13 protein-coding genes and 1 tRNA gene are annotated in these 15,344 nt (G+C 68.1%); 12 read left to right on the forward strand and 2 right to left on the reverse strand.

Annotation, left to right across the window (positions count from 1 at the left end; translation table 11 throughout):
• Positions 1–18 precede the first annotated feature (18 nt).
• From CCO03_RS03635 to hisG, 7 genes are all read left to right on the forward strand, one after another.
• Positions 19–327 carry an STAS domain-containing protein gene (locus CCO03_RS03635; protein WP_087277394.1) on the forward strand — a complete coding sequence of 103 codons (309 nt, stop codon included), beginning with the start codon at positions 19–21 and terminating at the stop codon, positions 325–327.
• Positions 328–848: 521 nt separating this feature from the next.
• Positions 849–1,823 (forward strand): ABC transporter ATP-binding protein, encoded by a 975-nt coding sequence (locus CCO03_RS03640; RefSeq protein WP_087277397.1) that lies wholly within the window; start codon positions 849–851, stop codon positions 1,821–1,823.
• A gap of 2 nt (positions 1,824–1,825) precedes the next feature.
• A complete protein-coding gene (locus CCO03_RS03645) occupies positions 1,826–2,581 on the forward strand; it encodes an ABC transporter permease (protein WP_087277400.1) in 756 nt (251 codons plus the stop codon).
• Positions 2,582–2,618: 37 nt separating this feature from the next.
• The gene (locus CCO03_RS03650) at positions 2,619–2,861 is read left to right on the forward strand and encodes a BolA family protein (protein ID WP_087277403.1); all 243 of its coding nucleotides are present in this window, start codon (positions 2,619–2,621) and stop codon (positions 2,859–2,861) included.
• 219 nt (positions 2,862–3,080) lie between these two features.
• Positions 3,081–4,349: a UDP-N-acetylglucosamine 1-carboxyvinyltransferase gene (murA, locus tag CCO03_RS03655; protein ID WP_087277406.1), complete on the forward strand. Its 1,269-nt coding sequence runs from the start codon at positions 3,081–3,083 to the stop codon at positions 4,347–4,349.
• A 126-nt stretch (positions 4,350–4,475) separates the two neighbouring features.
• Complete coding sequence (locus CCO03_RS03660; protein WP_087277409.1) at positions 4,476–5,543, forward strand: DUF2695 domain-containing protein; 1,068 nt, start codon at positions 4,476–4,478, stop codon at positions 5,541–5,543.
• Positions 5,544–5,672: 129 nt separating this feature from the next.
• Positions 5,673–6,317, forward strand: a complete 645-nt coding sequence (hisG, locus tag CCO03_RS03665) for an ATP phosphoribosyltransferase (RefSeq protein WP_087277412.1) — start codon at positions 5,673–5,675, stop codon at positions 6,315–6,317.
• A 6-nt stretch (positions 6,318–6,323) separates the two neighbouring features.
• On the opposite strand, the gene CCO03_RS03670 is transcribed toward hisG, so the two are convergent.
• Both CCO03_RS03670 and hpnC read right to left on the reverse strand, forming a co-directional pair.
• A complete protein-coding gene (locus CCO03_RS03670) occupies positions 6,324–6,707 on the reverse strand; it encodes a GFA family protein (RefSeq protein WP_087277416.1) in 384 nt (127 codons plus the stop codon).
• Between the two features lie 88 nt (positions 6,708–6,795).
• Complete coding sequence (hpnC, locus tag CCO03_RS03675; protein WP_087277419.1) at positions 6,796–7,710, reverse strand: squalene synthase HpnC; 915 nt, start codon at positions 7,708–7,710, stop codon at positions 6,796–6,798.
• A 433-nt stretch (positions 7,711–8,143) separates the two neighbouring features.
• Here hpnC and CCO03_RS03680 point away from each other — a divergent pair, with 433 nt between their 5' ends.
• From CCO03_RS03680 to clpP, 5 genes are all read left to right on the forward strand, one after another.
• A complete protein-coding gene (locus CCO03_RS03680) occupies positions 8,144–9,430 on the forward strand; it encodes an efflux RND transporter periplasmic adaptor subunit (protein ID WP_087277422.1) in 1,287 nt (428 codons plus the stop codon).
• Positions 9,431–9,445: 15 nt separating this feature from the next.
• Complete coding sequence (locus CCO03_RS03685) at positions 9,446–12,712, forward strand: efflux RND transporter permease subunit (RefSeq protein WP_087284111.1); 3,267 nt, start codon at positions 9,446–9,448, stop codon at positions 12,710–12,712.
• 129 nt (positions 12,713–12,841) lie between these two features.
• A tRNA-Leu gene (locus tag CCO03_RS03690) sits at positions 12,842–12,928 on the forward strand.
• 28 nt (positions 12,929–12,956) lie between these two features.
• Positions 12,957–14,291: a trigger factor gene (tig, locus tag CCO03_RS03695; RefSeq protein WP_087284115.1), complete on the forward strand. Its 1,335-nt coding sequence runs from the start codon at positions 12,957–12,959 to the stop codon at positions 14,289–14,291.
• Positions 14,292–14,646: 355 nt separating this feature from the next.
• Complete coding sequence (gene clpP, locus CCO03_RS03700; RefSeq protein ID WP_087277425.1) at positions 14,647–15,258, forward strand: ATP-dependent Clp endopeptidase proteolytic subunit ClpP; 612 nt, start codon at positions 14,647–14,649, stop codon at positions 15,256–15,258.
• Positions 15,259–15,344 lie beyond the last annotated feature (86 nt).

The following is a 15,344-nucleotide window of genomic DNA, read 5'->3' on the forward strand; positions in this document are numbered from 1 at the left end:
GTCGTCACCCCAACTGCCATGCTGGTCCTGCCGCAGATGCTCAAGCACGAACAGGCCACGGCCTGTCTGGCCATGTTGACCCAGGCCATGCGGCAGGAGCCGCCCGAGGTCGTGGTCGACTGCGGCGCGCTCACGCAGTTCGACTCGTCGGCCTTGGCCGTGTTGCTGGAGCTGCGCCGCGCCTGCCTGCACGATCAAAAAACGCTGACGCTGCAGGCCTGCCCCGAGCGGCTGTCCACCCTGGCGCGGGTCTATGGCGTGCTCGACCTGTTCGCGCCGGTCTCTGGCGATGCACCGGCGCCTCAGGATGCCGCGACGCTGGCCTGAACCTGAATCCGGTCGTTGATCTGGTTGGGTATGGCCTTGGTGCTTACAAAAAATCATCGGGGAGTTGGACATACTCCAGATGAAAGCCCGCAAAATGGCGCCATCCTGCGCTGTGTTCTCCCCTCGCTGCCTGCGGTTGCCAACAAAGGGGTCGGCCTTCTGTCCGGCTGACCAACACGGCGCGCATGGTCAGCATCCGCTGTTCATCCACACCGCTGCGGCGTCTGCCAGTCAGTTCGGGTCTTTGCATGGCTCGGCCGCGGCTGCCGGTCATCTCGCGTTGTGCCGCGCCGCTCAGTGGCGTCGCGTTCCGGTGTTCCCGGGGCGATGACCCGCAGTGCAGCCGCGCAGAGGATGGCGCGGCGGTGAACGGGGCAGGGCGGCGGGGCCGACGACTACAATGACCGGTTGCCCTGGCGCTCTGGCTGGGGTGCAGGACGGCATGTGCAAATCCGTGCGTCACCGGCGCCGGGCGCAGACCCGTGCCAGGCGAAGCACAGCCGTCCCAACGCGAACAACCCATGACCTCTGCCATTTCTTTCCAGTCGGTCAGCAAGCTGTATTCCGTCAAACAAGGCGGTGAGCGGCGTGACTTCAAGGCGCTGGATGCGGTGAGCTTCGACATCGCACAAGGCGAATTTTTTGGCCTGCTGGGCCCCAACGGCGCCGGCAAGACCACGCTCATCTCCATCCTGGCGGGGTTGAACCGCGCCAGCGGCGGCCGCGTGCTGGTGCATGGGCACGACGTGCAGGCCGACTACGGCAACGCGCGCCGCCACCTGGGCGTGGTGCCGCAAGAGCTGGTCTTCGACCCCTTCTTCAGCGTGCGCGAGGCCCTGCGCTTTCAGTCCGGCTACTTCGGCATCGCGAACAACGACGACTGGATCGACGAGCTGCTGGACAACCTCGGCCTGGCCGACAAGGCGAACAACAACATGCGCCAGCTCTCGGGCGGCATGAAGCGCCGTGTGCTGGTGGGCCTGGCGCTGGTGCACAAACCGCCGGTCATCGTGCTGGACGAACCCACGGCCGGTGTGGACGTCGAGCTGCGCCAGACCTTGTGGCAGTTCATCGCCAAGCTCAACCAGCAGGGCCACACGGTGCTGCTGACCACGCACTACCTCGAAGAGGCCGAGGCGCTGTGCACGCGCCTGGCCATGCTCAAGCGCGGGCAGATCGTGGCGCTGGCCAGCACCTCCGAGCTGCTGCACGAGGCCTCGAGCAACGTGCTGCGCTTCAAGCTCGATGGCGCCCTGCCGCCGTCGCTGGCGCAACGCGCGCGCGTCACCGGCCGCATCGTGCAGATCGCGGCCAGCAGTGCCGAAGAGATCGAGCTGGTGCTGGCGCAAACGCGCCAGGCGGGCCTGCGTCCCGAGGATGTGGAGATCCGCAAGGCCGACCTGGAAGACGTGTTCCTGCAGGTCATGTCTGGCAGTGCGGCCAGTATGCCCGGTTCCGCGTTCGGTGATGAACGCAAGCAAGGTGGTACACCATGATGATGACCGGTTGGCGCGCGCTCTTCTACAAAGAAGTGCTGCGCTTTTGGAAGGTCGGCTTCCAGACCATCGCGGCGCCCGTGCTGACGGCGCTGCTGTACATGCTCATCTTTGGCCACGTGCTCAAGGGCACGGTCGAGGTCTACCCGGGCGTGGGCTACCAGGCCTTCCTGGTGCCCGGGCTGGTGATGATGAGCATGCTGCAGAACGCGTTCGCGAACAGCTCGTCCAGCCTGGTGCAGAGCAAGATCATGGGCTCGCTGGTCTTCATCCTGCTGACGCCGCTGTCGCACTGGGCCTGGTTCTGGGCCTTCGTCGGCTCGTCCATCGTGCGCGGTCTGGCCGTGGGCGTGGGGGTGCTGGCGGTGACGGCCTGGTTTGGCCAGCCCGGCATGGTGGCGCCCGGGTGGGTGCTGCTGTTCGCGGTGCTGGGCAGCGGGCTGATGGGCATCCTGGGCGTGATCGCTGGCCTGTGGGCCGAAAAGTTCGACCAGATGGCCGCTTTCCAGAACTTCCTCATCATGCCCATGACCTTCCTGTCGGGCGTGTTCTATTCGGTGCATTCGCTGCCGGCTTTCTGGCAGGGCGTCAGCCACCTGAATCCCTTTTTCTACATGATCGACGGCTTCCGCTACGGCTTCTTCGGCGTCAGCGATGTGTCGCCCTGGACCAGCTTGGCGGTGGTGGGTGTGGCCACGGCCGTGACCGGCGCGATCGCCGTGCACCTGTTGCGCATCGGCTACCGCATCCGCGGCTGAGTGCTGCGCGCCCCCCGACTTTTCCTGTGTTGTGCCCATGAACGCCCAAGAGCTTGAATCCATCATCCGCGCCGGTCTGCCGTGCGAACACCTCCACGTCGAGGGCGACGGCCGCCACTGGTTCGCGACCATCGTCTCGGCCGAGTTCGAAGGCAAGCGCCCCATCGCGCGCCACCAGCGCGTGTACGCCACGCTGGGTGAGAAAATGGCCACCGACGAGGTGCACGCCCTGTCGATGAAGACCCTGACCCCGGGTGAGTGGGCCGCACAGCAGGCTTGATCCTGTGGGGGTATGAGGCGATTTCCGTTGACTGCTCATCGGGCATCGCGCCATACCCCTTGATGTGATGGCGGCTGACCAGGACGGACCGCAGGGGCCGGCCAAGGCCTGAACGGGCAATGCCGGACCCGGCTGGCCCGGCAGGTGCTTCATCCGGTGCGCGGCCCTCACGGCTCACGGCCACCTTCCCCACGGCCTTTTTCCCCTCCAGGTTTTTTCATGGACAAACTTCTGATTCGCGGCGGCCGGCCCTTGCGCGGCGACGTCATCATCTCGGGCGCCAAGAACGCCGCCCTGCCCGAGATGTGCGCAGCCCTGCTCACCGCAGACCCCGTGCACCTGACCAACGTGCCGCGCCTGCACGACGTGGCCACCATGCGCAAGCTGCTGGACAACATGGGCGTGCAGACCAGCACGCACGGCGACCGCGGCGGCATGTCGTTCCAGGCGCCCGACGACCTCAAGCCCGAGGCCCCGTACGAGCTGGTCAAGACCATGCGCGCCTCGGTCCTGGCGCTGGGGCCGCTGCTGGCGCGCTTCGGCCACGCCAAGGTGTCGCTGCCCGGCGGCTGCGCCATCGGTTCGCGCCCGGTCGATCAGCACATCAAGGGCCTGCAGGCCATGGGCGCGATCATCGACGTGGAGCACGGCTACATGCTGGCGCGCCTGCCCGAAGGCCGCACGCGCCTCAAGGGCGCCCGCATCACCACCGACATGGTCACCGTGACCGGCACCGAGAACTTCCTGATGGCCGCCTGCCTGGCCGAGGGCGAGACCGTGCTGGAAAATGCCGCCATGGAGCCCGAGATCCCCGACCTGGCCGAGATGCTCATCAAGATGGGCGCCAAGATCCAGGGCCATGGCACCAGCCGCATCACCATCCAGGGCGTGGAGCGCCTGCACGGCTGCGAGCACCAGGTGGTGGCCGACCGCATCGAGGCCGGCACCTTCCTGTGCGCCGTGGCCGCGGCCGGTGGCGAAGCCCGGCTGCAGCATGCGGTGGGCGAGCACCTGCAGGCCGTGCTCGACAAGCTCAGCGATGCCGGCGCCCAGATCGACGTGCAGCCCGACCACATCCGCATCCAGAGCCAGGGCCGCCTGAAGGCGCAGAGCTTCCGCACCACCGAGTACCCGGGCTTTCCCACCGACATGCAGGCGCAATTCATGGCGCTGAACTGCATCTCGGAAGGCCCCAGCCAGGTGACGGAGACCATCTTCGAGAACCGCTTCATGCACGTGAACGAGCTGTTGCGCCTCGGGGCCCGCATCCAGACCGATGGCCGCACGGCCCTGATCGAGGGCGTGCAGCGCCTGTCGGGCGCCACCGTCATGGCCACCGACCTGCGCGCCTCGGCCAGCCTGGTCATCGCGGGCCTGGTGGCCGATGGCGAGACCCTGGTCGACCGCATCTACCACCTCGATCGCGGCTACGACCAGATGGAAGAAAAGCTGCGCGCCCTGGGTGCCGACATCGAGCGCGTGCGCTGACATGCGCACCGCACCCCGCACCGACGACGCGGCGCTGTGCGCGCAGGCGGGTTGCTGGGTGCGGTGGGTGAACGTGCCCGGCGGGTTCTGCGTTCAGCCTGCGGACGTGCAGGCGTGGGGTGCCGCATGACGGACCGCGAACGCCGCAATGCCCTGGCCGCGCAGGCCGCCGCGGCCCAGGCAGCTGCCGACGAAGCGGCGCGCGCCGACGCACTGAGCACGCTGCCGTGCCCGCCTGCGCAAGTGCTGGACCTGTTCGACCACCTGGACGCCGTGCTGGAGCAGGGGTGCGACCACGACTGGCGCATCGGCCAGGCCTGGGCACACACCCAGGGCGTGGACTGGCCGCGCCTGCAAGCGTGGCTGCAGGCGCGTTCGGTCGAGGGCGATGCCGACGACGACGGTGAAAGCGGCGAGGTTGACTGCGACTGCGCCGTCTGGCTCAGCGTGCGCCCCCGCTGGGGCGAGGCGCTGCGGCAGGCTGCCGGTTGGTTGCCGCCGCGGTTCACGCTGTTTCCCGCGCTGGACGAGGTTTTTCACGCGCCCACGCCGCTGATGGCCTGCGTGTTCGTCCCGCTGCTCAGCCTCGATGTCGCGTCGCTGGGCCTGGGCGCGGGGCGTGTGCATGCCGTGTCCACGCTCGAGGCGGGCGTGGCCGAACACGACTGGCTGGAGCCCGAGTTGGGTGTTGACCACGTGCAGTTCGACTGGGACGGCGAGCGCTACCGCTTTCGCGGTGACCTGCGCAGGCTCAAGCGCCTGCAGCCGCTGCCCGAGTGGCATGCCGAGGCGCAGGCGTTCTACCAAGGCCACCGGGTGGATGCCGCGGCCTTGGCGGGCATGCTGGCGCAGCAACCCGGCCCGTGGGAAGCCCTGCAGCACTGGGCGCAGCAGCCCGCGGATGAGCGCCTGAGCTACATGCAGCGGCTGGTCAACCACTGGCTGACGCGTGACGCCTACCGCCTCACGGGACGGTTTCTTCAAGGCGGCGCTTACCTGCAGGGCCACGCGTCGCACGCGCGCGAGCCGCACGGCCACCTGCTGCGCACGCCGCAGGCCTGTGCGCTCGGTCCGGGCTGGCAGAAGGTCGGCAGCCTGGTCGGTTACCACTACGTCGAACGGGGCGAAGACCAGATCAGCCTGTACGTCTCGCGCGAACAGGGCCGGGTCGTGCAGCGCCTGGGCTGGACGTGAACGCCACCGTGGACGACACCAGGCCAGACACCTTTTCGCAAACTTCATTCACCTTACCCAGTATGCAGGGGTTTCCGTTGAAGAAAAAACGGTAACCAGACCATACTGCTCAAGACAGAGAGACCCATTGTGATCACGCTTGCCCTCTCCAAAGGCCGCATCTTTGACGAAACCCTGCCGCTGCTGGCCGCAGCCGGCATCGAGGTGACCGAAGACCCCGAAACCTCGCGCAAGCTCATCCTGCCGACCAACCAGCCCGATGTGCAGGTGGTGCTGGTGCGCGCGACCGACGTGCCCACTTACGTCGAGTACGGCGGCGCCGACCTGGGCGTGACCGGCAAGGACACGCTGATCGAGCACGGCGGTGCCAGCCTGTACCAGCCGCTGGACCTGCAGATCGCCAAGTGCCGCATGAGCGTGGCCGTGCCCGAAGACTTCGACTACGCGGGGGTGAAGCAGGGCTCGCGCCTGCGCGTGGCCACCAAGTACACGACGATTGCGCGCGATTTCTTTGCCGACAAGGGCGTGCACGTCGACCTGATCAAGCTCTACGGCTCGATGGAGCTTGCGCCCCTGACGGGCCTGGCCGACGCCATCGTCGACCTCGTGTCCACCGGCAAGACCCTCAAGGCCAACCGGCTGATCGAGGTCGAGCAGATCATGGACATCAGCTCGCGCCTGGTCGTCAACCAGGCCGCACTCAAGCTCAAGCAGGCACCGCTGCGCCGCATCATCGACGCCTTCGCGCGCTCGGTGGCCGAGCGCGCTGCCTGAGCCCGCTCAAGGCATGTGCGGATGGCGAGGCAGGCCCTCGCCATCGAGCCATGGGACGTCGTGCCCGGTCCAGATGTGGGCCACCGGCCGCTGACCGGGGTCGTCGTCCAGGGTGGCCACGCGCACGATGACCTGATCCTGATCGCGCCACTCCGCCATCAAGTGGGAGCCGCAGCGTGAGCAGAAGTGGCGCAGCTTGCCGGGCGAGGACTCGAAGGTCGCCAAGCCCGCGCTGTGCAGCCAGCGAAAGGCGGCCCGGTCGGCGCGCGCCGTGGACGCATAGGCGGCTGCATGGGCTTTGCGGCAGCGCCAACAGTGGCAGTGCACGGTGGGGCCGGCCAGGCGATCGACTTCGTAGCGCACGGTGCCGCACAAGCATGAGCCTTGCATGGGGACTCCTGGGGGCGATGGGGAGGGGTGCCGATGACGCCGTCGGGCGAGGGTGTCGGGTGTCCGGCCTGAGCCATTCTGCGGCCCTTCACATCCGCAGCGTGCGCCAGGCGACGCGCAGCCAGTCGGGTGTGCCGAGCTTTTTGCGCTGGGCGATGGCCTGCGGGCCCAGGGCTTGGACGTGGTCGAGCATGCGCAGACCGCCCTGGACGACGGCGCGCAACTCCCAGCCGGCGCGGCCCGGCAGGCAATGGACCAGCGGCGCACCCGATTGCATGAGGGCGCGCGTCCAGCGGCAGGCATCGGCGACGAAGGCGCCCACGGCCGGCGAAGGCACGCAGGCGTCGATCTCGGCCGGTGTCAGGCCAAAGCGCTGCCGGTCGGCGTGCGGGATGTAGTGGCGCCCGCGCGGGATGTCCTGGCTCAGGTCCTGCCAGAAGTTGATGAGTTGCAGGGCCGAACAGATGGCGTCGCTTTGCTTCAGTGCGGCGGCGTCGTGCACGCCGTAGAGGTGCAGCAACAGGCGCCCCACGGGGTTGGCGGAGTGGCGGCAGTAGGCCAGCAGCGCCTCGCGGTCGGCGGGAATGCGGGCATCGCGCGTGTTCGCCACGTCGTGCTCGAAGGCCGTCAGCAGGTCGGCCAGCGGCTGCTGCGGCAAGGCCACGGCGGCCACGCTGCGCTGCAGCGGCTCGAAGATGTGCGGCCAGGTTGAATCGAAGGTGGATGGGGGTATGGCGTCATTGCCGATGTTTGAAAAACGGGAATCGTGGCATACCCCATCAGGTGGGGATTGGGTGGCGGGATACAGCCGGTCGAGCGCGTGGCGGTAGCGCGCGAGCTGGGCGAGGCGCTCGTCGGCCGAGGCCTGGCCTTCGTCGGCCAGGTCGTCGGCCGTGCGAGCGAAGTGGTAGATGGCTGCGACGTGCGGCCGCAGCGCGGCGGGACACAGCCAGGAGGCGACGGGGAAGTTCTCGTAGTGCGCGATGGGGGTGTGCTGGGTCATGTCGGCCCGCGAGGCGGCGGATGGGCAAGACCTGGATTGTCTCGAATGCGGGCCTGGCCGCGGGCGGGGCGGGTGAGGGCCCTGTGCAGCAAGCGCGCACGGGCCTGGACCACCCAGTGCATGACCCCGCCGCGGGGTGACGCAGCGGGTCGTGAGCCATGGGCCGGCGCCAGCTGAACATCGGAAGTCTCTCTACGCGTCGAGGTGCGGCGCGTCCAACATTGGCGCCCGGATCCTGGGCGACCTGATCCCGGGCCGTCGCGGTGAATCAGGCCGGCGTTTACGGTGACGCGGGTCTGTGGCCGCACAGGGCTAGCCGCAGCTCAAAGCGGCTGCGCGAGCCGGCGGCCCAGCGAGCGCCCTCCCTACAATGCCGGGCACTGACTTTTGTGCGCCTGCCGTGCGGCGGGGCACCGCCTCTGCCATGCCCCTCATGCACGCTTTTCTCGCGCCGGTCCCCCATGCCCTGGTTCGCAATCCGCTGCGCGCTTGGCGCTGGACGGGGGTGGCCGCGGCCCTGACCCTGACCACCATGCTGGTGGCCTGCCAGCGCGCCGAGGCGCCGCCCGACGTGGTGCGCGCCGTCAAGGTCATGACCGTGGGGGCCACGACCGGGACGCGCAGCCTGGACTATGCCGGCGTGATCGCGGCGCGCACCGAGTCGCGGCTGGGCTTTCGCGTGGCCGGCAAGCTCACCGAGCGCGCCGTCAACCTGGGCGAGCACGTGAAGGCCGGCCAGGTGCTGGCGCGGCTCGATGCCCAGGACTACCGCCTGGCGGCCGATGCCGCGCGTGCGCAGGTGGCCGCGGCCACCACGCAGCGCGATCTGGCGCAGGCCGATGTGGCGCGCTACCGCGCCTTGCGCGACAAGAACTTCATCAGCGCGGCCGAGATGGACCGGCGCGAGGCGCAGCTCAAGGGCACCCAGGCGCAGCTGGATCAGGCGCGCGCGCAGCTGGCCTCGCAAAGCAACCAGGCCGGCTACACGCAGCTGGTGGCCGATGCCGCCGGCGTGGTGACGGGCGTGGAGGCCGAGGTGGGGCAGGTCGTGGCCGCAGGGGCGCCGGTGATCCGCCTGGCGCGCGATGGCGAGCGCGACGCGGTGTTCGCCGTGCCCGAGGACCAGGTGCCGGCGTTCCGCGTGGGCACGCCGATGACGGTGCGCAGCTGGGCGGGTGGCGGCAGCCAGCCCGGTGTGGTGCGTGAGGTGGCGGCCAGCGCCGATGCGGCCTCGCGCACCTTCGCCGTCAAGGTGGCGCTCACGGCCCCGGCCGGCGAGGCGCCGGCGCTGGGCAGCACGGTCTACGCCAGCCTGGATGCCGCGGCGGCCGCCGCAGCCGCGCCCGCCGCCATCCGCGTGCCCACCAGCGCGATCCGCGAACATCACGGCAAGACCCAGGTCTGGGTGCTGGACCCGCAGAGCCTGCAGGTGAAGGCGCGCGACGTCCGCTCCGCGGGGGTCGACGGCAACGACGTGGTCATCGGCCAGGGGCTGCAGCCGGGCGAGCAGGTGGTGGTGGCCGGCGTGCATGTGCTCAATGATGGCCAAAAAGTGAAGGTGTATACCCCCAAGTCCGAACAAGGAAAAACGGCGGCTGCGACTACTGCATCGTCCCGCCAAGGCGGTGCGACGGGGGATCCGGCTACCGATGCGGCATCCGGTGCTGCGACCCTGCCGGCATCGGCATCGGCATCGGTGCCGGGCGCCGCAGCGCGCTGAGGACACGAGGTGACCATGCACGATGCACACACGCCGGCCGCACCCGCCGCGCCGGACACCGGCGCCGCAGCCGTCCCGGCCAAGACCTTCAACCTGTCGCGCTGGGCGCTGGAGCACGCGGCGCTGACGCGCTACCTGATGGTGGCGCTGCTGGTGCTGGGCCTGGCGGCGTACTTTCAGCTGGGGCAGGACGAGGACCCGCCGTTCACCTTCCGGGTCATGGTGGTGCAGGCCATCTGGCCGGGGGCCACGGCCGAGCAGGTGGCGGAGCAGGTCACCGACAAGATCGAGCGCACGCTGCAGGAGGTGCCGGGGGCCGACAAGATCCGCAGCTTTGCCAAGCCCGGCGAATCGACGACGATTTTCCAGCTCAAGGAAACCATGCGCCCGGCCGATGTGCCGCAGACCTGGTACCAGGTGCGCAAGAAGATCGGCGACATGCGGGCCACGCTGCCGCAAGGGGTGCGCGGGCCGTTTTTCAACGACGAGTTCGGCGACGTCTACGGCGTGATGTTCGGCCTCTCGGCGCAGGGGTATTCGCCGGCCGAGATGCAGGACTTTGCCGACGAGGTGCGCCAGCGCCTGCTGCGCGTGCCCGATGTGGCCAAGGTGTCGCTGTTCGGTGTGCAGGACCAGAAGGTGTTCGTCGAGGCCTCGCACAAGCGCCTGTCGCAGCTGGGCCTGGACATGAACAGCGTGCTGGCCCAGATGAACCAGCAGAACGCGGTGGAGTCGGCCGGCACCGTGCAGACGCCGCTGGACGTGGTGCAGGTGCGTGTCGAGGGCCAGTTCAACGCCGTAGAGGACCTGCGTGCCATGCCGATTCGGGCGCCCGATGGCCGCCTGCTGCGGCTGGGCGACATCGCCACGGTGACGCGGGGCTACGTCGATCCGCCGCAGATCAAGGTGCGGCACCAGGGCGAAGAGGTCATTGCCCTGGGCGTGGCGATGACCAAGGGCGGCGATGTGATCCGCATGGGCAAGGCCTTGCGCCAGGCCCTGGTGGCCATCCAGAACGACCTGCCGGCGGGCGTGACGCTGAGCCAGATCCAGGACCAGCCCAAGGCCGTGGCCGATTCGGTGAACGAGTTCATCCAGGTGCTGATCGAGGCCGTGGTCATCGTGCTGGCGGTCAGCTTTCTGTCGCTGGGCCTGCACAAACGCCCGGCTCAGAACGGCCGGCCTGTGCCGCTCTGGCGCCGCTACGTGCTGGACTGGCGGCCCGGTCTGGTGGTGGGCATCACCATCCCGGTGGTGCTGGCCATCACCTTCCTGGCCATGAAGTTCTTTGGCATCGGCCTGCACAAGGTGTCGCTGGGCTCGCTCATCATCGCCCTGGGCCTGCTGGTGGACGACGCCATCATTGCCGTCGAGATGATGGTGCGCAAGCTGGAAGAGGGCTACGACAAGCTGCGTGCCGCCACCTTCGCCTACGAGATCACGGCCATGCCCATGCTGACGGGCACGCTGATCACGGCGGCGGGCTTTCTGCCGATTGGCCTGGCGCAGTCCACCACGGGGGAGTACACCTTTGCCATCTTTGCTGTGACATCGCTTGCCTTGGTGATCTCCTGGTTTGCATCGGTGATCTTCGTGCCCCTGCTGGGCACCTGGCTGTTGAAGAAGCCTGCGCATGCGGCCGCTGCCGCGCCGGACGAGGCCCAGGGTGCAGGCCATGGCGCAGACGAGCCGCATGAGCTGTTCGACACGCCGTTCTACAACCGTTTTAGGCGCTGGGTGGACTGGTGCGTGCGCCACCGCTGGCTGACCATCGGCGCCACCGTGCTGACGTTTGCGCTGGGGCTGTTCGGCATGACGCAGGTGCAGCAGCAGTTCTTCCCCGATTCGTCACGTCCCGAGATCCTGGTGGACCTGTGGTCGCCCGAAGGCACGTCGTTCGCGGCCAACGAGGCCGTGGCCAAGCGGTTCGAGGCCCGCATGCTGCAGGAGCCGGGCGTGGTCACGGTGACCGAGTGGCTGGGCTCGGGCACACCGCGCTTTTACCTGCCGCTGGACCAGGTGTTCCCGCAGTCCAACGTGTCGCAGTTCATCATCGTGCCCCGCGACCTGAAGGAGCGCGAGCGCATCCGCCGCGCACTGCCCGAGGTGCTGGCGAGCGACTTCCCCGAGGTGCGTGGCCGCGTCAAGCTGCTGCCCAACGGGCCGCCGGTGGCCTATCCCGTGCAGTTCCGCGTGCTGGGGCCGGAGCCCGAGCGGCTGCGGCGCAAGGCCGAAGAGGTGGCGCGCATCATGCGCGAGAACCCCGACGCCATCGGCGTGAACGACAACTGGAACGAGTCGGTCAAGACGATCCGCCTGCTGATCGACCAGGACAAGGCCCGCGCGCTCGGCGTGTCGACGCAGGCCCTGTCGCAGATGGCGCACGGCATGCTGTCGGGCACCACGGTGGGGCAGTACCGCGAGGGCGACCGCACGATCGACATCGTGCTGCGTCAGCCCCTGGACGAACGCCAGGCCATGACCGATCTGGCCAACGCCTATGTGAGCACGGCCAGCGGCAAGCCGGTGCTGCTGACGCAGATCGCGCGGCCGCAGCTGGGGTGGGAGTGGGGCGTGATGTGGCGCGAGAACCGCGACTACGCCGTCACCGTGCAGTCGGACATCCGCGAAGGCCTGCAGGGCGCGACGGTGACGAATGCGCTGTGGCCCCGCTTGAAGGCGCTGCAGGGGCAGTGGCACAGCGCGGGTGACACGGCGTACCGCATCGAGGTGGCGGGCGCCGTGGAGGAGAGCGCCAAGGGCTCGTCCTCCATCATGACCGGCATCCCCATCATGCTGTTCGCGGTGTTCACGCTGCTCATGCTGCAGCTGCACAGCTTCAACCGCGCCGTGTTGGTGTTCCTCACGGGCCCGCTGGGCATCGCGGGGGTGGCGGCGGCCTTGCTGGTGCTGAACCGGCCGTTCGGGTTCGTCGCGCTGTTGGGCGTGATCGCCCTCATGGGCATGATCCAGCGCAACGCGGTCATCCTCATCGACCAGATCGAGAGCGACCGCGCCCGGGGCGCGACTGCGCACGACGCCATCGTCGAGGCCGCTGTGCGGCGCCTGCGGCCGATTGCGCTGACGGCAGCGGCGGCGGTGCTGGCCATGATTCCGCTGTCTCGGTCCACCTTCTGGGGGCCGATGGCCGTGGCCATCATGGGCGGCCTGCTGGTCGCCACGGTGCTGACGCTGCTGGCCTTGCCGGCGATGTATGCGGCCTGGTTCCGGGTGCGTTCCGATCCGCGTGACCAGGCCGGCGTGGCGCCCCGCGCAGCCTGACGGTTGCACATGGGCACGCCGCCGCGCGCGGCCAAGGTAGAATGTTCGGTTCTGCCGATTGCTGCAGACGGTCAACGTGCGCGCTCACTTCGCGTGGGCATGCATGGCGAGCCGGCTGCTTGAGATGCCGCGCGGGTGGCGAAATTGGTAGACGCACCAGGTTTAGGTCCTGACGCCAGCAATGGTGTGGGGGTTCGAGTCCCCCCCCGCGCACCAGATTTTGAATACCGGACAAGAGATGAACATGGCCGCACCGACTGTTGAGACACTGGAAAAGCTCGAGCGCAAGATGACGCTCTCCCTGCCCGTGGACGTGATCCGCAATGAAGTGGACGCGCGCCTGAAAAAGCTGGCCCGCACCGTGAAGATGGACGGCTTCCGTCCCGGCAAGGTGCCCATGAGCGTCGTGGCCAACCGTTACGGCTACTCGGTGCAGTACGAGGTGGTGAACGACAAGGTCGGCGAGGCCTTCTTCAACGCCGCCAACGAAGCCCAGCTGCGCGTGGCCGGTCAGCCCACGATCTCGGAGAAGGACGGCGCACCTGAGGGCGAGCTGGCCTTCGACGCGGTGTTCGAAGTGTTCCCCGAAGTGTCGATCGGCGACCTGTCCACCGCGGACATCGAGCGCGTGGCCGCCGCTGTGGACGAAGCAGCCGTGGACAAGACCGTGGACATCCTGCGCAAGCAGCGTCGCACCTTCGCCCAGCGCCCCGCCGATGCGGCCGTGGTCGACGGCGACCGCGTGACCGTGAACTTCGAAGGCAAGATTGACGGCGAGCCGTTTGAAGGCGGCAAGGCCGAAGACTTCCCCTTCATGGTGGGCGAAGGCCAGATGCTCAAGGAGTTCGAAGACGCCGTGCGTGGCATGAAGGTGGGCGAGTCCAAGACCTTCCCGCTGGCCTTCCCGGCCGATTACCACGGCAAGGACGTGGCCGGCAAATCGGCTGACTTCCTGGTCACGGTGAACAAGGTCGAACAAGGCGTGCTGCCCGAAGTCAACGAAGCCCTGGCCAAGTCGCTGGGCATCGCCGATGGCACCGTGGAGGCCCTGCGCGCCGACATCCGCAAGAACCTCGAGCGTGAGGTCAAGTTCCGCGTGCTGGCCCGCAACAAGCAGGCCGTCATGGACGCGCTGCTGACCAAGGCCGAGTTCGACCTGCCCAAGGCCAGCGTGCAGCAGGAAATCCGCCGCCTGGCCGATGGCATGCGCGCCGACTTCGCCCAGCGCGGCATGAAGGACGTCGAGAAGATGCAGCTGCCCGACGAGCTGTTCCAGGACAACGCCGAGCGCCGCGTGCGCCTGGGTCTGGCCGTGGCCGAACTGGTCAAGGCCAACAACCTGACGGCCACGCCCGAGCAACTCAAGGCCTACGTCGAAGAGCTGGCCGCCAGCTACGAGCGCCCCGAGGAAGTGGTGCGCTGGTACTACGCCGACCAGAACCGCCTGGCCGATGCAGAAGCCGCCGTGCTCGAGAACAACGTGACCGAGTTCGTGCTGAGCAAGGCCAAGGTGAACGACGTGGCGCTGAGCTTCGACGACCTGATGCAGCAGCCCGGCGTGGCCACGCCATCGGCCTGATGCCAGGCTGGTTGCCCGGGTGACGCCCGGGCAGAGCGCGCCAACGGCGGGTCGTCGGCGGTGCTGGTGAATGGAGTATCCACCCATTGCCGTTGTCTCCATGACGGCAATCGGTGGATACTCCATTTGCTTTTGCTGGCCTGACGATGACCGGGTGGCGAATGCCACGAGCCAGCAGGCGCCGATTCAGCGCCGCCGGCCTTGCATTCGGTGGGCGCGCCTCCATGTGCCTGGCCTGTGCCCCGATTGGGGCGAGGGGTGCGGCCGCTGCTGGCACAATCTGCGCCACGCGCATGGGCCCGGCTGCATGCGCCTTCTCTTCACCTTTGGCAGCTTTGCCAGGAGACTTTGTTTCATGTACGTGCAAGATCCCACGCAAAACCTTGGCCTGATCCCCATGGTGATCGAGCAATCGGGCCGCGGCGAGCGTTCGTTCGACATCTATTCGCGTCTGCTCAAGGAGCGCGTGATTTTCCTGGTGGGCGAAGTCAACGACATGACCGCCAACCTGGTCGTGGCCCAGCTGCTGTTCCTGGAGAGCGAGAACCCCGACAAGGACATCTCGCTCTACATCAACTCGCCGGGCGGCTCGGTGACAGCGGGCATGTCGATCTACGACACCATGCAGTTCATCAAGCCCGATGTGTCCACCATGTGCCTGGGCTTTGCCGCCAGCATGGGCGCCTTCCTGTTGGCCGCGGGTGCCAAGGGCAAGCGCTACTCGCTGCCGAACTCCAAGGTCATGATCCATCAAGTGTTGGGCGGCGCCCGCGGGCAGGCCACGGACATCGAGATCCATGCGCGCGACATCCTGCGCACCAAGGAGCAGATGAACCGCATCCTGGCCGATCGCACCGGTCAGCCGTACGAGAAGGTCGTGCACGACACCGAGCGCGACTATTTCATGACCGCCGATGAAGCCAAGGACTACGGCTTGGTGGACCAGGTCGTGACCCAGCGCAGCTGAAGCGCGCGTCGCGTTCCAGGCCACCTGGGCAACCCTGGCGACAGGGTGAGCATCTGGCCCCGCTCGGCATTCGCAGGCGGGGCCTT

It is taken from the genome of Comamonas serinivorans (genome assembly GCF_002158865.1).
Lineage (GTDB): Bacteria > Pseudomonadota > Gammaproteobacteria > Burkholderiales > Burkholderiaceae_C > Comamonas_E > Comamonas_E serinivorans.